General features: G+C 64.6%; 11 protein-coding genes and 2 pseudogenes. 6 read left to right on the top strand and 7 right to left on the bottom strand.

The window, feature by feature from the left end; genetic code table 11:
• Positions 1 to 762: 762 nt before the first annotated feature.
• The 4 genes and pseudogenes from IE231_RS17745 to IE231_RS17735 all read right to left on the bottom strand — a co-directional run bounded on the left by IE231_RS17745 (position 763) and on the right by IE231_RS17735 (position 5,800).
• Entirely contained in the window at positions 763 to 3,180 is a 2,418-nt protein-coding gene (locus IE231_RS17745; RefSeq protein ID WP_229867411.1) for an ATP-dependent DNA helicase, read from the bottom strand.
• Between the two features lie 154 nt (positions 3,181 to 3,334).
• A pseudogene (locus IE231_RS18370) lies at positions 3,335 to 3,871 on the bottom strand (relaxase domain-containing protein); the annotation flags it as partial.
• Between the two features lie 394 nt (positions 3,872 to 4,265).
• A pseudogene (locus IE231_RS18600) lies at positions 4,266 to 4,697 on the bottom strand (IS1634 family transposase); the annotation flags it as partial.
• Positions 4,698 to 5,095: 398 nt separating this feature from the next.
• Positions 5,096 to 5,800 (bottom strand): phosphotransferase, encoded by a 705-nt coding sequence (locus tag IE231_RS17735; RefSeq protein WP_189695332.1) that lies wholly within the window; start codon positions 5,798 to 5,800, stop codon positions 5,096 to 5,098.
• A 302-nt stretch (positions 5,801 to 6,102) separates the two neighbouring features.
• Here IE231_RS17735 and IE231_RS17730 point away from each other — a divergent pair, with 302 nt between their 5' ends.
• Both IE231_RS17730 and IE231_RS17725 read left to right on the top strand, forming a co-directional pair.
• Positions 6,103 to 6,831 (top strand): SDR family NAD(P)-dependent oxidoreductase, encoded by a 729-nt coding sequence (locus tag IE231_RS17730; protein ID WP_189695331.1) that lies wholly within the window; start codon positions 6,103 to 6,105, stop codon positions 6,829 to 6,831.
• Between the two features lie 13 nt (positions 6,832 to 6,844).
• Complete coding sequence (locus IE231_RS17725) at positions 6,845 to 8,089, top strand: cytochrome P450 (RefSeq protein WP_189695330.1); 1,245 nt, start codon at positions 6,845 to 6,847, stop codon at positions 8,087 to 8,089.
• Here the strand turns inward: IE231_RS17725 and IE231_RS17720 are convergent.
• The 3 genes from IE231_RS17720 to IE231_RS17710 form a co-directional block, all read right to left on the bottom strand.
• Complete coding sequence (locus IE231_RS17720; RefSeq protein ID WP_189695329.1) at positions 8,086 to 9,186, bottom strand: methyltransferase; 1,101 nt, start codon at positions 9,184 to 9,186, stop codon at positions 8,086 to 8,088. The genes IE231_RS17725 and IE231_RS17720 overlap by 4 nt on opposite strands.
• Positions 9,183 to 10,328 (bottom strand): glycine amidinotransferase, encoded by a 1,146-nt coding sequence (locus tag IE231_RS17715; protein ID WP_189695328.1) that lies wholly within the window; start codon positions 10,326 to 10,328, stop codon positions 9,183 to 9,185. The genes IE231_RS17720 and IE231_RS17715 overlap by 4 nt, the downstream gene beginning before the upstream one ends.
• A gap of 936 nt (positions 10,329 to 11,264) precedes the next feature.
• The gene (locus IE231_RS17710; RefSeq protein WP_189695327.1) at positions 11,265 to 11,423 is read right to left on the bottom strand and encodes a hypothetical protein; all 159 of its coding nucleotides are present in this window, start codon (positions 11,421 to 11,423) and stop codon (positions 11,265 to 11,267) included.
• A gap of 238 nt (positions 11,424 to 11,661) precedes the next feature.
• On the opposite strand from IE231_RS17710, the gene IE231_RS17705 reads away from it, so the two are divergent.
• Genes IE231_RS17705 through IE231_RS17690 form a run of 4 tightly spaced genes read left to right on the top strand, consistent with a single transcriptional unit; the run spans position 11,662 to position 21,966 of the window.
• Positions 11,662 to 13,140, top strand: a complete 1,479-nt coding sequence (locus IE231_RS17705) for a hypothetical protein (RefSeq protein WP_189695326.1) — start codon at positions 11,662 to 11,664, stop codon at positions 13,138 to 13,140.
• Positions 13,140 to 14,324 (top strand): hypothetical protein, encoded by a 1,185-nt coding sequence (locus IE231_RS17700; RefSeq protein ID WP_189695325.1) that lies wholly within the window; start codon positions 13,140 to 13,142, stop codon positions 14,322 to 14,324. Before IE231_RS17705 ends, IE231_RS17700 begins: the two co-directional genes overlap by 1 nt.
• Positions 14,312 to 20,467 carry a S1 RNA-binding domain-containing protein gene (locus tag IE231_RS17695; protein ID WP_189695324.1) on the top strand — a complete coding sequence of 2,052 codons (6,156 nt, stop codon included), beginning with the start codon at positions 14,312 to 14,314 and terminating at the stop codon, positions 20,465 to 20,467. The genes IE231_RS17700 and IE231_RS17695 overlap by 13 nt, the downstream gene beginning before the upstream one ends.
• Before the next feature lie 53 nt (positions 20,468 to 20,520).
• Entirely contained in the window at positions 20,521 to 21,966 is a 1,446-nt protein-coding gene (locus IE231_RS17690) for a protein kinase domain-containing protein (protein WP_189695323.1), read from the top strand.
• The last annotated feature ends 1,374 nt before the right edge of the window (positions 21,967 to 23,340 follow it).

Here is a 23,340-nt window from a genome sequence, read left to right as displayed (position 1 = left end):
TCTTGTACACGGCAGCCCAGACAGCATGCTGAACACCGCCACCACGCCCAAAGTGGAAGACCCGTCATCGGCCTTGTCGGAGCCTGACCATCCTGCGAGTGAAGAAGGTCCGCTGACACTGCCCCTGAAGACCCGCGGCCAAGCTTTCGACTCGGAGAAGAGCACCAGAATGGGCACCTTGACCCTCGCCTCCGTGAATGCCCCCCTCGAATTGGCCGTCCCCTCCCTCGACCTCCGGGCAAAGATCCGCCTCCTGTCCGGGGCACGGATGTTCAGCCTCCACGCCGAGCCCTCCATCGGCCTCGAAGAGATCGTCATGTCGACGGGCCCACCGGGGTCCGCGGCGAGGAAGTCGTCGGCGGACGCGAGAGCTGCTTGCTGCCCGACGCCACCCTACTCGCCCAGATACGGGAGCGAGACGTGCTGGCCGAGGTCGGGGAAATCCTGGCGGAGGAGGCGATGGACCAGAGGACCCGCATCGTCCTGGGACCCACCCTCAACCTCCACCGCATGCCGTCTGGGCAAGCCGCTCTTCGAGTGCTTCAGCGAGGACCCCTACCTCACGCGGGCCCTGGCCGCGGCGTACGTGAACTCCCTCCAGGCCAAGGGCATCGGCGTTCTCGCCGAAGCACTTCCTGGCCAACGAGTCCGAGACACAGCGCACCCCGGTCGACTGCATCGTGGACGAGAGGACCCTGCGCGAGCTGTACCTGCTGCCGTCCAATCGTACGATCAACCTCGCCACCTCGCTCATTGCCGTGCTCAAAGGCTCAGACCGCGAGGCGGCCGCCCGGCTGCGCGCCCCCCTGGCATGGACGGGCGCTCGGCTTCGGCCTGCTGAGCCGTGCGGGCTGCGGCCTTTCCGGCCTCCACTGCGTGGGCGCGCTCGACGCGGGCGAGAGCGTCTCGAGGGGTGAGAGACTTCAGCGCCTCTACCTCAGCTCGCGCGTCTGCTGCGGCCTTTGCCCAACGCCGGACTTCGCGGTCAGGGCTGGCGGATTCATATTGGGCAGCTATCCGGCGGACCTGCTCGACGCCGAACACGCGAGCCATCGCAGCCAGTCGTGCCTGCCTGATGGACGGCTCAGGACGATGTGCGCCTAGAGGGGCGAGGAGGTCGGCGACGCGACCCCATCCCGCGGCAATGCGCTCGGCATTCTCGGCTCGGGCGGTGAGCGCGAGGATTTCGTCTCGTACCCGCTTGGCTAGGCCATTGTCGACGAGGCCCCGGATCGCTTCCGCCGTGCGGTCCATGGCGACGGCGAGCCCGCGGTCGGCGCGGTCGCGTTCCATCGCGGCAGTGAACTGTTCCCGGGCCTCGGCGTTGCTCTCGGCGACGACGTGCAGCAGGTTCGTCTGGCGGCCGCGGGTCACGCCGACGTATACGGCCGCCGCGCTCGTCTGGTCGGTGAGCAGCGTGTGCGAGGCCGCGACGGTCGCGCCCTGGACGGCGTAGGCGGTCGCCGCGTAGGAGAGGTGCGCATGCTCCGCCACGTAGTCGGCGGGGAGGCGGACGGTGGTGTTGCGCTTTCGACCGCTGCCGGTCTCGCGCACCCATAGTGATCCGTCGGCGTCGACCTGCTGCACGGTCCAGGTTTGCCGGTTGGCAACACCGAGCCCGGCGTCGTTGCGTCGCGTCTGGATCACATCGCCCGATCCGATGCTCAGCCCGTCGCTGCCCGTCACCGTGCGGGCGTAATCGACGACGCCCTGCTCTACTCGGCGGGCACGGATGCGCTCGTTGAGAACGGTGGCTTCCTCGATGGTCGCTCCGGTGATCGCATCGCCGTCGCAGGCGCCGGCGGCGATGTGCGCCTGTGCGTCGTCCTTGCTCGCGTGGATCCGGACGAGACCGAGTGCGCTCAGCTGATCGAACACGGCACCGGCGTCGTTGCCGTCGCGCATCGCAAGTGTGAGGTCCGCGTAGGCGGGATCGGCGAAGCGGTGCACGCTGGTCATCTGCCAGGTGTGGCCGCGGAGCTGGGCGGCCATGTCGAGCACTCCCCCGCGGCCGGCTGCCGGGAGCTGTGCACGGTCGCCGACCAGCGCCACGCTCGCTCCCGATTCCGCGGCGAGGGTGAACAGCGCGAGCGCGGTGTCCTGGTCGAGCATCCCGGCCTCGTCCACGACGATCCGCTCGCCACGGCCGATCCGCGCCGCGGTGGGCGGGCCGTCGTAGCTGCGTCCGGTCTCGGAGTCGATCGCGCCGCGGGCCAGGCGAGTCCAGACGCCGTCATCGTTCCACCGCCAGCCGTGTCCGTGCACCAGCGCGGCGACCGAGTCTGCAGGCACGCCGAGTTCCTCGGCCGCGACCTGCGCGGCCTTCTTCGTCGGGGCGAGAACACGCACCCGACGCCCTGCGCGTTCTGAGACGGCGATTGCAGCGGCGAGCATCGTCGTCTTCCCCGCACCGGCGGCGCCCTCGACGACGACGAGCGGATCCGCCGACGCAACCGCCGCGGCCGCCTCGGCCTGGTCGGGATCGAGGCCACCGGCATGGGCGAGGCCACCGAGACTGGGGCGCTCGGGCTCGACGTCTGCGACGCGGGCGGCGAGGAGGTCGCGGAGCCTGGTCTCGGCTCCGATCACACGGACGCTCGTTAAGTGCGCGACGTGCTCGGGTGCGGGTGCGCCGGGCGGCAGGAGCGAGAGGCAGTCCTCCAGGGCGAGTCGGGTCGCGAGCCCGACGAACTCCCGCAGCTCATCGCCGGTTGCGCGCACGCCGCGCTCGGTCACCAGGCCAGTCACGTGCTCGGTGACTGTGTGCGTGGTCCAAGCGGAGGCGCGGGCGGCGCAGCGGTCGAGGGCGCGGGATGCGATCTCCTCGATTGAGAGGTCGTCGAGCGCAACCACCGCGGGCCGTGCCGGTCGGGTCAGGGTTGCGGGGTCGTATCCGGCATGGCGGAGTTGGGCGATCCATGCGGCCTCTTCGGCGAGGCTGGTGGGTTTCTTCGCGGGCCGCTCGTACGCCCATGCCTTCGCCTGCAACCTCGCGGTGACCACCGGCCCGGGCGCCTCGCCAGGGTGGGCGGCCTCCCATTCGGCGCTCAGGCGGACGAGGTTGCGCTCCACCTGGGCGGCGCGCTTGCTCATCGCCGCGTTGAATGGCTGCAGCTCGGCGACCTCGCCGGTGACGGGATCCAGCGTCAGCCCGTGCCGTTCGAGCACCTCGGCGAGCACGGGATGGGCGGCGATAACGGCGGTGCCGAGTGCGCGGATTGCGCCCTGCTGAGCGAACAGTGCCGCGGTGTCGAGGGCGCGCCAGGCGCCGGCCGCGCGCGCGCGTGCCGATCTGGAGGTGGATGTGCCGGTGCGGGTCCCCGGCCCGGCTCGTGCAGTGGACGACGGCGACGGTGTGCAGTTCCTCGACCGGGACGACCTCCTGCGCGCCGCGCGGCCCGACCCGTGTCACCGAATGCCGGGCGAGCCAGCGGCGGATCTCGGTCGCCGCGTCCTGCTGAGCGGCATCGAGCGCTGCCGACACCTCGGGGTGCAGGGCCGCTGCGATGGAGAGGGACTTCGGGGCGTTGACCACCATCTCCGCGAAGCGCGGCGACCCCAGACGGCCCTCCCCCGCCCGGCGCGGGATCCCCAGCCGTTCCCCGGTGATCGGGTGCGCCCAGTCGACCCATGCCGCGTACGCCTCCGGGGCCAGGTCACGGATCGCCGTGACCTCGCCGTCGCCGTCGAGTTGGACGAACTCGGCAACCGCCGCGTCGCCGAGGTAGTAGTCATCGGCGCGCGAGCGATCGGATTCGACGTACCGGCGCGCATCCGCGCCGTCCCCGCGGAAAAGTGTCACACCGCCCTTCACACCCGCCTCCCTCACCTCTGTGAGAGACAGGTGCGCAGCGCCTACCGGCGGTAGCATGCGTCCATTCGGAAGAAGCTTCTTACCTGAGTCGTGCCACTTCTTGGAGGTTTGACGCTTTGACGGCTGTTCTTCCTTGACTTTCTGCGGATCGCGAAGGTGCTGCGCGGCACTCTTGTTGAGCTTCTAGACTGTCCGAATCGGTGATTTCTTCCGCAAGGTCAAGACGGCCTCGCGCGCGAGGGCGGCCCAGATCGCTTCGGAGGACCCGGGTGCGCACGATCGTGGAACACATCTGCTCGGCGCACGACTAGGCCGCACTTGCAGCACTCCTGCAGGTGCCGAAGGCGAAGATCCAAGGCGCGCAGCGCGTTCGACCTCGACGGAGTCACCGGCGGACCGCCGGTGACCGGGCAGCCGACCGTGGCGGCGAGCTCCTCACGGGTGCTCTGAGACGTTGCGGGGCGCTCACCCCGAGGTCCTCGAGGATCCCGACCGCCGCCGCCTTCGAGGCCGTCGACCAGGCGGGCCAGCACCATCGCCCTGAACGCACCCTCGGCCAGGGCAGAACCCCGTGGGGTGGGGGCGCCGGTGAGCACCTCCCACAGGACCTCGCTGCGGGTTCCCGTCACGACGGCCGGGCCGAGTGCGGGCTCCATGCCCTGCTCCGCGGCGCCGGACCCGAGGCCGAGATCGAGGTCGAAGGCCTGCTGCCCGGCGTTCAGCCGGTCGTGAGCGGCCTGCATCAGCACGGGAAGGTCCGCTTCGCAGTGCCCGGAGCCGAGATGCTCAAGGATTCGCGGGGCCCCGTGCGCTTCTCCACGATCTGCACCGCGGTCGCTCCCGAGGTCGTCCTGACCTTCTGGATGTATGGAGACCACCGCACGACTATCGCCTCATTTCGAAGTCCGACCCCATTCTGACCTGACGAAACGCTCCACATTCCGCCTCGCAAGTCAGGTCTGGGATTGGATCGCGGCTGTTGAACTCAAAGTCCCCGGGGCGCATCGTCCGAACGGGATGCTTCAAACGTCGGAGGGTGGAGGATCCTGGACGCATGACAGACAAGCTCGAGCGAAAGCACACAGGCCTGGCCTGAAAAGGGTCTGCCAAGCAGTGGCCACCACGGCAGACATTGAGCCGGCTCAGGAACCATCACCGCGGTCGTGAGCTAATTCCCTCGTCACCCGCCGCTCCCGGCCGACGCGTAGCTTGAGCCCGGCGGATATGGCCTTGCTTGAGGCATCGTGGGTTGAGGCGCGACTGTCGCGGTCACCCGCCTCGTTACGCCGTTCTCGCGAGAATTCCTATTCCTCGATCAGCCACATCGCACCACCAAGAGAGAGCTGCGGCCTCTCGCGCCCGGTGCGTCGGGTCGGCCGTTTCAACCACGTCGAGTGCCTTGCGCCATCCGTACCAAACCAATGTAGCTAGAAGGGAGAGCGCGAGAGCCTCGGCATCGAAACGGTCTCCGGAGAGGGCCCGATACTCAGCCAGGAACGAGTCTGGATCGAGTTCCGACCGCACCAAGCCTGACGGGAGGAATCGCGCGACCTCGAGAGCAGGCGGCCCGACGAACGCTTGCCCCCAATCGACCAGCACGAGATCGTCGTCGGCCCACGCCATATTGACCGCTGCGATATCGCCATGACAAAAGGTCGATGGTCGCGATCCCAGGGCGTCGACGAGCACGCCGGGACGCTCCACTATCTCGATGACGGCATTCGCGAGAGTTGGTGCGGCGAAATCGCGGAATGCTGCCCAACCACGCTCGACGTCGGCAGCGAGTCCGTTCGCGCCGTGGTCGCGAAGCCTGTTGGGGTCAAAGAGTGAGATCACCGGCTCGAGCGGCGTGGAGGCCGAAGGCCTTAGCCCGGCACGGTGCAACCGTTCGACGCGTTCCAGCATCGCGAGCGCCTCATCAGCAGAGAAGATATGGCCGCCCCCGAGGATGCTGTCACCAAGGTCGACCATGACGATGGTCGCCACCCGACTCGTAAGCCACGTGCCGAGTACCGCGGCGCGTATGCCTGAGGGGAGCCGGCAGAGTGTGCCGTCCTGCCAGAGGACATGTTCTAGGCTCACAGGGTGGCCGAGGCGGCGTTGGAACAGGTCAGATTCTGGGGAGGATCGCTTCACAACTACCGGGGTACCGTCTCTCAGCCGTGCGCGGGAGATACTGGCGCCAGACAACCCTGCGTGGTCGGCAATCTCGACCTCGTCGACGAGGTCATGATCAGATGTCGGAGTGTCCATTTCCACCCTGTCTGAGATAGAGGAACGATTACATCATGTCGGATGAGAGCCACATCTTGGTGAGTGGGGCGACTGGGGTTGTCGGCGCTGCGGTGACGCGCTACCTTTTGCGCCGAGGTCACCGGGTGATCGCCTCCTACGCTCACTCGGCGTCTGCCGCCGAAGCTCTCCAGAGTGCGGCTCGACCCGACTGCTTGGAGACCATCCGGGCCGACCTAACTGATCCGCACGGCATCGCAGGGCTCATCGACGAACTCGATGCACGTGAGATCCGGGTAGCCGGGTTCGTTCATGCGGCCGCCCTCGTCGATCACACCGCGACAGTGGATCTGGAGCCAGTGCGATTCGCGGAAGTGCTCGCGGTCAACGTCACGGCGGCGTACGCACTCGCGCGTGCCCTCTCTACCCGAAGGATCCTCAAGTCGGTCGTGCTGCTTTCATCGATCGGGTCCGAGTTCGCCGGGCTTGGCTCCGTGGCCTACACGACTTCGAAAGGTGCCGTCGACGCACTCACCCGCTCCCTAGCCTCCGAACTCGCACCAGTGCGCGTCAACGCAGTGGCACCCGGGGTCGTGCGCAGCCATCGCACAAGCGAAGAGCCGATCTTCTCCAGTTCGGAGTTCACATCGCGCATACCTCTCGGGGACCTCGTCGACCCGATCGCGCTGTCTGAGGTGGTCGCGTTCCTACTCGGACCGGAAGCCCGGGCGATGACTGGGCAGATCGTGCGCGTCGATGGCGGGCATTCCCTCAGGCTCCTCTGATGCAGGACGTGTCATGAAATCCCGATATCCTGGCGTTCCTTACGCACCACGGCTGCCGTTTGTCGGTTCGCTCGTTCATCTTCGCCGGGCGCGCTCTGACGTCCTGCTCGACGCCGCAGACGAGCTGGGCGACGTCTTCGGGCTCGACCTGGGAGCAGAACACGTTCTTGTCGTCGGGCATCCCGCCGACGCCGTCCGGGTACTCGAGGAGCGACCGGACATCTACCCCGACAAGGGTGGCCCGACTGGCTTCCGGCGGAGCTCAATCCCGTTCCTCGGAGGCGGACTGTCAACATGGAACGGGATGGATGCCGAGTGGCGCCGACGCCGCAGTGGGATGGCTCGTGCGTTCAGGTCCCACTCCCCATCGTCCGATATATCACCAGGACTCGCGGGCGCGACGGTGGATCGGGTGCGCTCGATTCTCGAGAGCGAAATTGTGGCCGATCTCGCCACCGCGCTTCTCGGCCGCCGACCGGATCAACTAGAGGCCGATAAAGTCGCCCTCGGTCTGCGGCGACTGGCCGGAACATTCTGGAGAGGCAAGATGCCCGGACCGCATCCTGTGCTCGCTCGGCGAACTCGGCGGGATGTGGCCGAGCTCGAGCTGATCGTGCAGAAGTGGGCAGATATTGCGCTCGCCACACGGAATTCGCCGCTAGTCTGCCACGTCGGAGGGCTCACAGAGGTACAGATACGCGATGAGGTCTTGTCCCAGCTCCTGAGCGCCGGAACGCTCGCCATGCCGATGGTGTGGGGGCTCGACGTCCTCGCGCGGCATCCAGAGGCACAGGACCGCCTCCGCGAGGCTCTCGCGCCGCGATCGCAAGCCGTCGACTACGTCATCTGGACGCTGCGCGAGATCCTCCGCTTGTGCCCGTCGACGTATTGGGTACAGCGTCAAGCCTCCATCGACGACGAGCTCTCCGGCGTGCAAATCCGGGCTGGCTCGCGCGTGATCGTGCACGTGCCGCGCGTGCACCGGCATCCTGAGTACTGGGCGGAGCCAGACGTCTTCAGGCCAGAGCGCTTCAGCGAGGGCGCCTCCTGGAAACGCGCATGGATGCCCTTTGGGCGCGGCCCGCGATCGTGCGTCGCCCGCAGCTACGCGCTGGACGCGATCACGCGCGTTCTCGGCAACGTCATTCGGACGCACCATATCGAACCCCTTGGCGCCCCTACCCGCCTCGTCCCGGCTTTCAGTCTCATTGCGCGGCCCGCGCCGGCCTTCGAAATCCGCCCGCTCGACGCGAGCTAGATGTCAGCGACCTTCCGCGCGACGATCACACCGTGCGGAGTCCACGTGTCGGACCGAATGCGTCGCACCTCCCCGAACCCGGTCGCTGTGAGCCAGTCTTCGTAGGCGCTCCACGGATAGATGCGCCCGCCCTCGACCGGAATGGCCGTGTGGTACAGACTCGCCATTGCCGCAACGAACGGCCCGTCCTCGGTGTCGTCGGTCATCGAGCTGAAGATCACAACCGTTCCTCCAAGCGGCAGCGCAGCGTTGGTGCGGCGCAGGAGCCCCAGGTTCTCCTCTTCGGTCCAGATCACCAGCTGGTGTGCGAAGAGTACGAGATCATGACCTTCTGGAAACGGCCCAACGAACATGTCGCCGCCCACGACGCGGATGCGATCGGCCAGCCCTTGTTCTGCGATGCGCTTTTGTGCTACGTCAACATTCTCGGGAAGGTCAAGCACAGTGACCTCGAGCCCAGGTAGCCGGCTGGCCGTCGCGATCGCGTGGACACCGTCGCCGCCCCCGATGTCGAGCATTCGAGTCGGCGCGATCTCAACGAGCTCGTCCCAAAGGACCGGCCCCCCGATGCGGGACCATGCGCGCATGTAGGTGTAGAAGACCTGCCTGAGCTGCGGGTCGGACGCGTATCGCACGTACAGAGAGTCGCCGGGATGTCCGGGGAAGTTCTCGATCCCTGCGTTGGTCTCCCGCACGAGGGCCTCGGTGAACATCGAGATCCCGCGGTAACTGAAGTGGTGTTCGAATGCCACGGTGGCGGTGAACAGGCTCCATTCGACGCTTCGGACTGCGGGGGCGACCTCCGCCGCGACGAGGTAGCGGCCGTCAGGACCGCGTCGGATCAACTCGGTGGCTGCGGCGGCTGTGAGAAGGGTGTCGAGCCAACGGCCGCGCAATCCGATTCGCTCGCCGATTTCGTCGCGGTCGAATCCGTCGGGAGCGTCAATGAGCTGTTCTAGCAGTCCGGTCTCGCAGGCCGCGCGGAGGGTCTGGAAAGCTGCCGCGCCAAAGACCAGCCGACCGAGTATGTCAAAGGCTGGCCGTTCGAGCCCTCGCGACTCCCGGGTCGCAGCCTCCTCCGGGTTAACAGAGGTCATGCGTCTGCCCACTCTCGTTCGTCGAAGTAATACTCGTCTCCGCCGTCGCGCACGATGTCAAGGGTGAAACAGTGGAACCCGCCGCCGAACAGTCGGCGGTGGCGGTGACGCACTGGGATGACTGTGAAGCCGCGGCCCTCTAGCGTGGTGATGAGCTCGGGGAATAGCGAGTTGGCCACGACAGTGTTCTCGTCGATCGAGAGCACGTTCATGTCGATGTAGGGGCTGCTGACGATGAGGTCGTCGGCATCGTATGACGGAAAGTTGTGGGATTGCGGCTCGGGTGCGTAGATCTTGTCCCAGCGCTGCAGGGGTGCGGGAAGGCGGTCGGCCACCCCGTGATTGCGCAGCAGGAGAAGTCCCGGTCGGAGCGGCAGGACGAGGCTGTCGATGTGGTTGTCCGCGAAGCGGTCCATCACGCGCACGCGGAAGCGTCCTTCGAGGTGCGCGGCGAGCCATCGAGCGCCGAGCGCATGGTTTGCCGTTGCGACGTTGACGACGATGTCGCGCCCTAGCCGAATGCACTGCGCGCCGTCGATCATGATTTCGAAGTCGGCGGCCGACCCGTCGCTGTCGCCGACGTCCTCGATCGCCGGCGTCGCCCTCCCCGAGACATAGGAGGTGTCAAACGAACGGTCGAGCAGGCGTGGTCGGGGCATGGATGTCCACCGAGACCCTTCGCGAAAATAGCGCGAGAAGATCGGTTTTAGCAGGTCGCTCTCATAGGAGCGAGCGCGGACTTGGCAGGAAGTTTCGAGGATCTCGTCGCCAAGGACGATCGTCTGGTCCCGGACGTTGAGTGCCGGGATCATCGTCGCCTCCCAGTCGGGGGTGGTGAACAAACCGCGCGCGCCGAGCGGGTCGGGACGGTGCACCACGACGCCAGCGGCGGCAAGGGCATCTGCGAAGTCTTCGAGATCCTCAGCGAGCTCCTTGACGTAGCGGTCGTTCAGCGGTCGGCGCGAGTCAACGGCGTCTAGGGGATGTCGGGCATCGAAGGACGGATAGTAGAACGACGAGTGCGCGACATCGTTGAAGAACAATCGGAACGAGAGCTCCATGTCGTGGGCCTCATATCCCGCCGAGGTGCCGACGATCACCTCGCGCAGCGGCGACCATTCATCGAAGCTGTGTGCTTTCACGGTCGGGTACTCCTTCAGGTCCGGGGAATAGAGACGAGAGCCTTCTCGCGTGGTCCTCGCTTCATTGAGGGAGTTCAGGTTCACGCGTCCGCATGCCGGAGGGTCCGTACCGTCGAACCCCTGGGTGCTCCGCGACTTATCAGGACCTAGGCCGCGTGGAGGTCCCCACACCCGCGGACGAGCCCATCGCTGCCTTCCTAGCGCATGAACATGCTGGGACCGGCGAACTTGAGGGACGGGATGTCCCCGTCTGCCCACAATGGAGTCGTGCCCGCAAGCAGACACCGTCGGCAACAATGTAGCCCGGCCGATTCCGGCCGGAACGCATGGAATGCTGTGACCGGCAAGCACATCGGCGCGATTCCATGCCGCGCTGAGGCCCTCTGGCGCAGATGTCGCGTGCGTCAGCCGCCGCGCGTGCATTCGAACTCCCTCCCCCAACAAGGAACGCCAGTATACGCACTCTCAGGATTGAGTCGGCGCTGTTCGGGAAAGGGCCGCGAATCGCCGTCCGCTGATGAGACGCCGTCACCTGCCGGGACGACCAAGCCGGCAGAGATGAGCAGGTCGACGCGTGACGAGAGTGTGGAGCGGGCGAGCCCTCTGAGGGCTGCCAGTTCGGCCTTCGTCCGGGGCTGTCCCTCGCAGGAGCCGCAGCAGTTCGCTGGGCCCGGAAGCTTGGGATGGCGGCTGGCGTCGTACATCTGAAGCCTTTCCGCACCACTGTCTCTCCTGAGGCTCGCCGTCGGGCTCGGGGACCCCGCCCTGCTGGGCAGGCGTGCCCTGATCGTCTTCCCCCCAAAGGCGGCGGCACTCACCCATCGGAATTGCTGCACTCGGCATCTGGCATACTGTGTGTGAGGAGCCACACACGCGGCTGCTGGGGGGAGAGCGATGGCCTGCGGAAACAACCACGTGAGCCGAGCCGCGCTGCAATCACAGCCAACACCAGTGTCCCAGCAGCTGCCTAGTTTGGAGAACTTTCAGGCCCTCCCGCAGCACCCCAGCAAGAAGGTTCAGTTTTTCGTCGATGAAGACGGTCGTGCCGACACGTCGAAGCGGCCAGGCGAGCGTGTCATCGATCAGAGTCGCCATGTCCACGTCGTTTACAACGCAACCACAAACGGAAAGGATGGCCCGCCTCAGCCGCAGCCGACCGGGCTCATTACCGTAACGGTGACTGATCGCAGCAACGCGGACGACATCAGGGATCCTCGAACAGGAAACTCGAAGAAGGGCCACGTGGAGGAAACGATCTTCCTTCGACCGCAGAGCCCGGAGCGGATTGAGGCGGAGGTCAGCCGAGCAGTCGAAGTACTTAGGTCTCGGAACCGTGGACCCTACTGATTCGCTGGATGCGCTGGGAGAACGCCTCGGTCTGATCTACGGGAGCGAATGGTCGCACGAGGTCGAGGAACTGCTCTTCAGACCTGACAAGTCGGAGGGCTGTTACTCGATAGACGAGGCCTTGGAGCTGATCGAGGTGGTCAGCGGGAACCCCTTACCAGGCTGGCTTTTGCCGTTGGCCTGGGTCGACCCAGAGTCGATGGCATGTGTCGTCACAAGTGATGACGGGCTAGGGATCGTGACCATCGGCGAGGTCCGGCGGCTTTTCCTACATCCGGTTCGAGCCGGGAACCAACTCGCCCTGATAGACATCGATCCGTTGCTCTTCGTTGCCTCACTAGAGGAGGAACTTCGTGCGCGCACGAAGGGATTGCGAAGAGTGTTGGACCAAATCGGTCCTGCATACGAACGCAGCCACCTTGAGAAGGAGAAGCGACCGCGCGATTTCGTCGTCCGACCCGTCCGGATCGCCTGCCAGAATGTGATCGTCGCCTTAGGCGCAATCGCCCATGACTCCACTTTCGACGGTCTCTCTGTGCCCGCTTGGCAGACCTGCGAGGTGCCACACGTCGCAACCCACGAAGCCAATCGAGCACTCGCCGCCCTGACCCTATGCGACGCATTCCAAAGCGGGGGAACGATGGAAATCCGCTTCGACCGCAAGGCACGAATCCTCCATAAAGGCCATTCGCTCGACTACGACGGCCACCCCGAGATGGCAGTGCCTGCCAGCCTCCGTCGGTTCGGCCGCACCGTCGGCGTCGACCTCGGTGCACAAGATAGCGCAGCCATAACGCCCCGGGAAGCACGCGAACTGTTTCTCGCCATCACACCGATGCCGGCCGCATTGCGGAGGCGCGTTGATGACGCGGTCGAGCATCAGGGAATCCCACCCGAGCGCATATGCTTCCTGCTCCTCTCCCAGGTGTGGCGTGAAATCGAGATGGATTACTTGCTCGCCACCAGTGGCCGTTCTACTTCGATCCTGAGTGGGGGCGCCGAATGGACCGATCGACTCGCACGACAAGCCGAGTCCGCGAGCTGCCGAGGTGCTGTCACTGTCGGCATGCTGTTTCGCCGCCTGAATTCGACGGACGGCGCTGCTGGCGACAAGTCAGTGGTACGCGTGGTTGAAGACCACACGAAAGGCATCGAATGGGAGATCCACCCTGACGAGGCGGCGGTGACCTTCGTCGGACTTGATCCCACCGAACCCGTTCCTTGGACCTTCGGACTGACAGGCATCGACACGTTGACCGTCTTCCCGCGCACCGCGATCTGCCCAGAAGCCCTGGCCGAGATCGACACCTCCGAACTCCCAGGCCACAAGGTCTTACTGGTGCCAGCAGACGCCCCGACCCCACCCCAACGACTGTCGGGCACCGTGTTGCGCTGTCCGGACCGACTCGCCGACATCGACAAGTCCATCGAGGACCGCCTCCTCAAGTCGAGGATCTCCCGCTGATGAGTACCGAGATTGCCTGGGTTATCGGATTGCCCGCTGATGCCTCATACCTTGGCCTGGTCGATGACGTTCGCTCTGCCGCCAGACGGGCAAGCAAGGCCGATCCGGGCGATCGGCTCGACATTGCACGATTCGAAGCCCTGGCGACCCGGCTCGAACAAGCTGCCCTGAACCACCCCGACGCCCCGCGCACGGCTGTATCGCTTCCTCAGGGCGGACAGACGATGCTCTTTGGAACAGATCCGAACGCGTGGCCGGCAAGCCTACCGGACGACATTCGCCAGGCCGCGAGTTCGCTCGTTGCCGTAAAGCTCCTCCCCGTCCTGGTCGTCGATCCGCACGTGTATGGCATCACGAACGCTGAGGTGATCGGGCCTGCAGAGATCCCAGCGGATACCTGGGCGGCTGAGGACGGGGTGTTCGGCAGCCGGGCCGTGGAGGCTCGGTTCCGCGCCCAAATTTCCGAAGCACTCGATCCCGACACCACCCGCCGTGTGCCCATATCACCGAGCGGCGTCAACAACGCCGTGGTCACCGAGATCCTGCGCGAGTTCGTCGTCACCGCGCCTGGCACCGTTCGTGTCGACGCCCCGGTGGAGTATCGCGACGGTTCCAGGTCCGCACACCCGTTCCCACTCCGTGCGTTGCCGCTCGTTGCAGAGCTTCCTCCTGCGTCGTTGGAGCTGAAGCTCGCACTGCTGTCCGTCAGGCACACCGAGATGGATGCTGTGGTGCACGGCGCGTGGCTTCGCAACGCAGAGATCTCCCGACCTCGTCCGGCCGGGCAGACCGACGACCTTGTCTATGACATCACTCTCAGACAACTCGAGGAACTCTGCCGAACTGAGCGGCACGTGCGCCTGAGCATGTACCAGACCGGCCTGGAGACCGCGGTCGTGGGCTTCTACCGTGCGCTGACGACTCACCTGCTGAGGCTTCCCGGATCAGTATCGGTGCAACCTATGTACTTCGTGGCACCCCGCAGACCCCGGAACGACGCTGAGCAGCAGCAGAGCAGCAACAACGGGCCACGCTTTGGCAGGCCCGGTCTGCGCAATCCGCCCCATACCCGGCGCCGCAACGCCCAGGGCGATTACAGCCTTAAGCGTTCTTCGCCCCCAGAGCAGAAGGCGGTCATCTCTGAAAACAGCACGTTCCGAAGGGGGTCGGTGTGGTCGACGTGATCAGTAACGAAGGCCCGAAGCGCGGTATGTCCGCATCCCACATGCGAGCCTTCACCTGCAAGGACTGCCAGCGCGAGATCGAAGGGCTGCAAGAGGACATCGCCGCTCTGGAGGCGAGTGGAGCCGGCAAGAATCAGCTCAAAAAACTGCATGCCACGCTACGCGCCCGGACGGAGAAGGCCACATACAACGAGAACTGGGCAAGAAACCTAGTCGAGCGTGGTGGCTCTCGCTCTGACCGGTGCAAGGAACACCGGCAGAAGCACCGCATCAACATCCAGGGACTGGCGGTCGCCTACATTGACCTCAAGACCGTTGGCGAGGTCGCCGATCGAGACAACCCGACTGGCCCGCTTGGCGGTCTCGGCCCGCTGCCTACCGCCCACGAAGAAGTCGAAGGAACGTCATACGACCTGCAAGAGGTCCGCGTCGGCATGACCGACGAGCATATCGCAGAGATGATAGGGAAGCTGCGCGAGAAGCAGGTTCTGATCCTCAAGGCGGGCACGGGAACGGGCAAGTCCACCTTCGCCCCCTACCGGCTGATGGATCCGCCTCCGTCCACCTTGACGGGCTTACCCGGCGGGGCGCCGTTCGCGAAGCTGACGGACCTCGGCCCGATCATAGTCACCGAGCCTCGCGTTCACGCCGCCGTCGGCGTGGCCTCTTTCGTCGGGGGCGTGATGTCCGGCGCTGGCGGGGTCGGACCGGGCTACCCGGTGGGCTATCAGGTGTCAGGAGACCGTAACCATGACGAGGCGTGCGAACTCATCTACGTCACGGACGGCACGATGATTAACTGGCTCCGCGAGGGTCGTCTCAGCCGAATCGGTACGGTAATCGTTGACGAGGCTCATGAGCGCAGCACGAACATCGATTTCATCATGGGGTACCTCAAGCGCGAACTACCCCGGTATCCACATCTGCGGGTCATTATCACTTCGGCGACCTTCAATACGGATTTCTACCTCGAATACTTCGGCTCCGTGAATGCGAACGTCATGGACGTCCCAGCAGAGAAGACATTCGGATATGGAATGCCATTGTTCCCCAATCTCGACGCCCCAGAGGACGGCGAGGACGACGTTCTCGAACGTTGGACCGACGCAGCGCTACCGCTCACCCCGCAGATCCCGCGTGACGAGCGGAACTTCATCCGCACGCACTGGAAGTCGCAGTTCGCCGAGCCACTTCGTTTCCCAGAAGACGTGAGCGACGAGGCGGACGACGGGTACACAGAGGACGTGTGGAAGACGACCCAACTCGTCTCCGGCCTGCGTTTCGACGGGAAGATCCCAATCGATCAGTGGCAGGAGCGTATGCCCAGCGAGATGGCGAAGTTCGTCATCAAGCTCGCACGCGGCTTGGACGAGGCCGGGATTTTCGGTGACATCCTCGGATTCCTGCCGACAAAGCGGACGATCGAGTCAGTCTGCGAGGAGATCGAGAAGGCGCTCGGGCGCGCGTACAAGGACCAGGTCTTCCCTCTCATCTCCACCCTGCCGAAGGACCGGCAGAAGAAAGCGCTCGCCAGACGCAGGAAGGGCGACCCCCGCAAGATCGTCATCTCGACAAACCTGGCCGAAACCTCCCTGACAGTCGAAGGCGTTCGGTTCGTGATCGACAGCGGCATCATCGCCCAATCCGAATGGGATCCAGAACTGGCCAAGGGCAGCATTCCAACCAAGCCGCACAGCCAGGCCGGCATCAAGCAGCGCTGGGGACGCGTTGGGCGAAGAGCGCCGGGCTGGGTATTTCCGCTCTACACCAAGGCACAATTTCTCGAACTAGCCGAAGACACCCCTCCTGGTTCAACCCGGGACAACCTCGAAGCTCTCGTCATGACTGCCAAGATGGGCGGCATCGACGACGTCCTCAGTTTCGACTGGCCAGCCGCTTTCCAGCCGAACACGGTCGCGCTTGATGAGAAGGCAACCCAGGCCCGCGAGGTGTTCATCAGGGAAATCAATCGAGCCGACAGAGCGCTACGCGCCGGCGGTGCCGTGGACAACGAGGGCCACCCAACTTCGTTCGGCAAGGAGCTGGCGCGCTTTCAAGGGCTCGGATCGACCGCGAGCGCCTTGGCCATCATGTACGCAGACCGGCTTGCCTGCGTGCCCGAGGTCGCCACAGTCATCGCCCTATTGGAGGACACCCGCCTCATCGGCCAGCGCGGCCTACTTCTCGATGACTTCGACTGGCCAGACGACTGGCGGCTGGAAGCCGCCGAGCGCCACCGCGGTTTCGCGTCAGTGTGTGAGGACGAAGCAGAACTAGTTCTCCTCATCGCGGCCGCCTGGGAGAGGGCAGATCCAGACCTGCCTCCGTGGGAGCACTCCCCTGCACGCGAGGACTGGGCACGGATGTGGTGGGTCAACCATTCAGTACTCCTTGAGGCAGCCAAGAAACGACAGGAAGTGCTTGCTGCGCTGGCCCCAGCCATGAAGGAGGAGGTCAAGCGGTTCGTCGAGCCAGCCCTCATCAACCGCACCCGCGGAGTCTTGACGCGCGCGATGGCCGCGAACATCTTCACCGCGAGCGCAGACGGCCACTATCAGCCATCGAGCACACCGAAGATCCCGTCTTCTGCCGAACGGTCACGACCGGAGGTCACTCCGACCGAACCGGACTCACATGAGCCTGCAGGCGAGGCGGCTCCCGTAGCCGCGGGGGCAGCCCCTCGGATGTTCAGGTTGGAAGAAGATTCGCTGCTCAAGCCTCAAACTGAGCACGTTGTGGCGCTGCGGCGCAGGGAGTCCAAGCTCGACAACCGGGTCTCCTCCCTGGTCATCGCTCAGGAATGGGCGATGAACCAGCCGGACGAGCAGCAGCCGTCCAGTGTCGTCGACGCAATGCGCATGCTGATCAATGCCTCAAAATACGCCCCTGCCGAAGCGGCCAAGAACGCAGCTTTGCAGTATATCGAGAGTTGGCCGGTGGGTCAGCGCGTAAAGCTCGAGCTGGAGAGCGTCGACGGTGTTACAAGGGCCAGGACCATGGCGTCTTCCGTGCCGCCGTTTCCTCGGCCCAAGACGCGCGAGGAGCGTGGCGAGGACCCCCGCCGTCGAACGGTTCGCTCCCGCACCCGGAGCAAACTAGCGCCAGAGGTAGACGAGCTGGCGGGCACCTCGGACGATGTAACGATCGAGATCCGGCTCGATCCCCGCCGTGGTTACGACGATGAGGGCGCGTGGCAGGCCGAACTGCTCGAAGCCGATCGGGAGACTGGCACACTGCAGGCGTGCGGGCAGTGCTTCCCCTGCCGTGACGACCGGCCCGAGGACTGCGAGCGACAAGCCAGCCCACCCGAACCTGGGCGGCGTGAAGACTTGGTTGCTGCCTGGCGAAAGACAGCTGGTGTCGGTGCGGACGTCTCGACCCCCCGGGTCGAGGTGGACCGCGAGTACCCGATCGACTCCGACGGGTGGTATGAGGTCACCGGCTACCTGGCCGCCGAAGACGGTTTCGTCGTCAAGGTCCGCCCGGACTGGCGTCGCGGCCAGGTGAGCAACGCCGGTCAGCACCCAGACCTCAGGGCAGGCGATCCAATCGAGGTCCGCGTCGGCCAACCGTTGAGGCACCACGGTGGCTCACTCCGCGCGTTTGATCGCCTTGATGGCCTAGGCCGGTTTATCCTCGCAGAAGCCCGCGGTCGCTACGACGACGAGCAAGTCCGACGACGCGAAATCGCGGTCAGCTTGGACCGCAGCAGCACTGGCTTGCTTGAAAGCCTTGTCGCTGGCGCTGTGATCAAAGCCACCGCAGTGCCCGCCCGCGCAGAGGGCACGTTGACCGTCACGCTACTTGAACTGCTTCACCAGCACTGGTCCAAGGCGCAAGTCGGTCGTGGTGCGAGTAACGAGATCCTCGACAAGTCGCGCCGGAACCAGTCCCACGAGAAGGTGCACACAGCCCTTGTGGAATCGCCTCCGAATCCCAACGGCTATGTGACGGCCCGTCTGCTCCACCAAGACAGCGCGCTGGGGATCGTGCATCGATTCACCTTCAATGCGAAGCAGAAGCAGGAGCAGAGCGCCGACCAACCTGAGCCTTTCAGCGAGACGGGTGCCCCATGCGAGACACCGCAACTCAACGCCGGCGACCCGATCATGGTCAAACTTCGAAGTGATCGAACCAGACTGGACGTCAGCGGACTCAGCGTCGAGATGCTCCTCGACATCGAGTCGCATCAGGCTGGGCAAATCACAATCGACGGCCTGCCGAACGACGGCGATTCCGTACAGGCCGGCCGTGCTAAGGCGGGGTTGAGGCACAAAACGCAGCCACAGCCGCGTGCCAAGACCCAGATAGCCTTAAACGGCAGGCAAGCACAGGATGACGACGATGTGGACGATCTCGCCCCACCCGGAACCTTGGTGTTTGCCAAGACAGAGAAGCCGCTCTCGCGGTCCGCGGCGGCGGCCCTGGTTGAGCTGAGTGACGAGCCGGACTGGCCGAACGAGGTCTGGTCTTTCTGGGCACGCACCCACCATCTGCGCGTCGACGATCGCACTCCGTTCATCCCGGGCACACTCAGCGAGCCGTTCGAGGTTCGCGCGACGGTCCACATCGAAGAGACAACGCCACTCGCCCAACACCAAGCACGGGTCACCGCATTCACCGCCCAGTATCCGGTGTACAGCGTCCTCGAATGTGTCGTGAAGTCGCTTTCCAATCGAGGCGTGTTAGTCGAGCTCGACGGGGAGATCGAGGGGTTCATCCCGACTCAAGAGCTGTCATGGGCAAGCCGTCTCCGACATCCCGACCAGATCGTCGCCGTTGGAGACTACCTCCGTGCCGTTCTCCTGGATGTACCTGAGCTCCCAGGCAAGCCGTCGCTGTCAGTCAAGGCGCTCAAGGCTGACCCATTCGAGGCTTTCAAGAATCGCTTCCCGCCGGGAGCACGCATCTCGGGCACAATCAATGCACGCATCGAACGGGTAGTCTTTGTCGACCTGGGGGACGACGTAGACGGATCGATCCACATTTCCGAACTCGACCACCTTCGACTGCCGACCGCAGAAGACTTCTCCCAGATCGGCGCCACAGTCGAGGCTGTAGTGGTCGGCTTCGATGACGAAGCCCGTAGGGTAGACCTCTCGCGTAAGAAGGCACTCCCCCATCCATATGACGGGTACAAAGCTCGTCACAAGATTGGCGACAAGGTAAGAGCCACCGTCAGAAGGGCTACCAAATCACACGTCTACCTCACCCATTCCAACGGCGCCACCGGTGTCATCTTCATCAGGAATCTCGGTGCTTGCAATATCACAGACGCCTCGATGGCTGTTTCCGCAGGCGAGGAGATTGTCGCGGAGATCGTCGGTTTCAGTGACTCGAAGAAGCTGGTCGAGCTTTCAGTCAGCGCTCTGAGGTATCGGGAGTACAAAGCCCGACACAGTGTCGGCGACAAGGTCGAGGGACGAATCGTCGGTGCGACGCGCACGCACGTCTACGTCGAGCATTCCAACGGCGCGACGGGAGCGGTCTTCGCCAAGAACTTGGTTCACGGCGGCATAGACGATGCCTCAACCGTGGTCGCGATCGGTGAGAAGCTGACCGCTCAGATCATCGAGTTTAAGGACGAACGTCTGCAGGTGGAATTGTCGGTGAAGGCGCTCCTCCCGGAGCCGTACCCCGCATTCAAATCGTCGACACTGGTGGGCGCCTCGGTCACCGCCGTCGTCACCGGTTTCAACGACTCCTTCGCGTACGTCACGCTCCCTGGTGGAGTTGGCGGCAGCATCCACGTTTCTGAGCTTTCGTCATTTCGCGTCGGCAAGCCAGCCGACGTACTCAGCAAGGGCCAGCAGGTCACAGCAGCGGTCGTCGGGTTCGACGACCAACGCAAGAAAGTGCAACTCTCGCTCCGCCATTCACCAAGCACGCCGGGACAGAATGCACCGGTTGAGACTAGGCCCGCTCCTACAGCATCCCGGACTGCCCCAGCCCGAATCCACTCGAAGCCTCGACCCCGCTCTCTGGTGGCGGAAGGCGACACCGTAGAGGCTGCCGTGGCCGACGCGTGCCGACAGCTTGGCGTACCGCTATCGGCGATCAGCTACGAGGTTTTGGACCAGGGCGAAAAGAAGAAGTTGTTCCGTTCAGGTCGCCCAGCGCGGGTGCGAGCCACCACAAGGTAGCGAGGGCAGTGGTGGAGTCTGGAGGTCCACAGTGGGCGACGCCTGGACCGGTGTTGAAGGTTGCAGCATACGGGTACGCCCTGTACACCGTCTTGCACCCTGACGGGACACTCACTGAGCGTGCCATCGATAGGTGGCAGGAAACTTGGACAGGTAGATGGACCCGGACCGATGACCATCTGGAGATCGTCGTCGGCCCATACCGGCTAGACGTTCCTGTCGGATCGCATCGCGGGCTCGAGTTCCGCAGCGACAGTCCCACCAGCCAGCCACAGCCCTTCGCCGTCTTCCCCGTGGTTGAGCCGGACCAACCGGTCCCCAGCGGTCAGCGGATAGCTGTAGTGAAGTTCCCGGGCGGTAACGCCGCGGTCATCGGGGAGCTGCAGCCGCACGGGGTCCTCCGGGAGTATGACCTCCTTGCCGGGTGGTCCGAAGGCGACTGGCACGGCGAGTGGTTCTGGCGTGACAGCAGGCTGAGAATCGATGTCGGCCAGTACGGCTGGGTGGAGTCGACTCAGCTTGCCCCCGGGTATCGGGTTGGGAGTGAGCTGCATGAAGCGACCACAACGGTCTTCCCAGTCGTATCGGTGAGCGTCGCTCCAGCGCAGACCTACCTATCAGCAGGTCAGATTGGTGGAGAGGAGGCCGCGCCGATCTTCGCTTTCGAGGGCTATGAGTTCTTCTCGCCGTTGGGACGGTCGCAGGGATACTTTGCATCGGTGCTCCAGGCTAGGCGCAAGAGCATCACCGGGAGAACTCGGATATTCGCGGCAAAATGCATCCGCGGCACCCGCAACGCTGGCGTGGCACGCCGCGAGATAGCGATCTCTGAAGAGGTGTCAGCGACGGATGGACTGATCGCAGCTTTCGAAAGCTTCCAGCTACCCGAACAACCGGAATTCGGCGAGTTCCGCGGCGCGGTCGTTCACCTCCTCGAGTGGGGCGACACCGACCTTGCCCGGTACATCAGCGCAAGTGGCCCGATGGACCCAACAACGATTCTGACAGTCATTCGGGATGTCGCTGCGGCTCTACAAGCTCTTCATTTCAAGTTCGGCCTCGTCCACGCCGATGTCCGACCAGCAAACGTTATTGGGCGTCGCACGGGGAACCGGCTCAGCTGGCGCCTCGCGGACTTCAACGTCACCTCCCGCATTGATCCGTGCACTCAAGAGGCACCCTATCTGGGAACGTCTGAGGTCTGCGTCTCCCCGGAGATGGAGGCTCGGCGAACGTCAGTGGCAAACGGTAGCACAGTACGAACAGCAGATGACATCTGGGCGCTGGGCCTGCTCGTCATTCAGTGTGCGCTGGGATCGGTGTGGGACTCGTCGAGGTCCATCGACAGTGGACGCGCAGAAGAGCTGCTCGGCAGCGTTCCTCATGACGTGCGCGATCTCGCAGCCGGGGCCCTTTCTCGGGAATCCTCTGGGCGGTGGACTGCCGCCAAGGTGTACGCAATTGCTGTGGAAAGACTCCACAATATGGACTTGTCATAGACGGAAAGGGAGAACCAGCCGCAACTACTCAGCCCGCGGCAACATGATGCATCGGAGGCGGCCGAGGAACGCTCATCCTCTGCCGACAAATCGGTGGTCGCAGTCCCATTCTTGTCTCGGCAGTTCGATCATCAATTTCGCGATAGAGGTTTGACACTCGGATGCCACCCTGCAAGGGTGGCGCGAGAACGCACCGCGCAACCCCCGTTGCGCCAACCTCCTTGCTGCAGTACGGCTTCATTGAGAACTCCACCCCAGCGTGGTCGTCCGCTGACATCAAGGCGCTGGTTGAGTAAGCAAACACATGGTGTCGGCGCAGAACCGACCACCGAATACAGCGTGACCACGACGACGTCCGCGACGACATTGTGTGCAGCTCCAAGCGCTCAACGGGTGTTTCAGTTGAGGCACCCGTGCGTGGATCTTCATCGTGCGGGTCCTACGAGCATAGTGCTCGCTAACGATCTTAACGAGTGCTGCCGGCTTACGGGCGCGGTCCGAGGGAGTCGGATCCTGCGCTCCCCCGCGAAATGCCCCCCTATTGATCCCGAGTATGAATGCAACCGCGCGGGGCGACGAGCCGGATGGTCTACTTCCTGTACGAAGACGCGCACCCGCTTGGCCGCAGCCATGATCGCCGCCAGCCTGACACCGCCCAAACGCTCCAAGAAGCTAAGTGCGTGCAGCGTGCCGAACGATGTCGGCAGGCCCGACTGCAGAGGGCCTTGTGTCCTCGGCCTCCGGCTCGGGTCAAGCGAAGCTCGAGGCCAATACGATACCCATTCGGCTCCGGACACAGCCCAGGCGAACCCACGTCGACGGCCCAATGGCCCCTCCAGGATGGGGCTGGTGAGCTGAGCTTGTCTGACCGCCGCACCACCGCACCCACCTCGATGCCGGGGAGCGCGTGTGCACCTAGCTACTGGGAGGTGCCGCCCCTATGAACACGACGAGCCGAAAACGGAATACCCGGTACAGGGTCATTCGGCCGGGAGAACCCACCACAGCGTGTACAGGGATCGAGTACACCTGCGCCAGCCTCCTTGAGGCCTCCTCTCGACGGCCTCAAGCTTCGAAGCTCTGCGCCGCGGCTTCCATGCCGGCGCGCTACCGGACATCCGCGGCAGGTGTGGCTGGCCATGCTGTCTGCCGTGCCCGGCAACCCCGAACCGCGCCTGACACGTTCCGCCGCGGAACGCGTCGTTCTGCCGCGGCCGATCATCGGCGAACCGCTACGCGAGCCAGGGGGACGACGCCCTGCACGCGGGGGTACGGGGGGCGTCAGGAGGCCCAGAGTTTGGCGGCATCGGGGGTCTTCGACTTTGAGCGTGGTCCCCTTGGGATGGAAGGGGCTCGCAGTCCTGTGAGGATGGG

It is taken from the genome of Sinomonas cellulolyticus (assembly GCF_014656475.1).
GTDB classification, from domain to species: domain Bacteria; phylum Actinomycetota; class Actinomycetes; order Actinomycetales; family Micrococcaceae; genus Sinomonas; species Sinomonas cellulolyticus.
The sequence above is the reverse complement of the archived record's forward strand: the minus strand, read 5'-3'. Positions and strand labels throughout refer to the sequence as shown.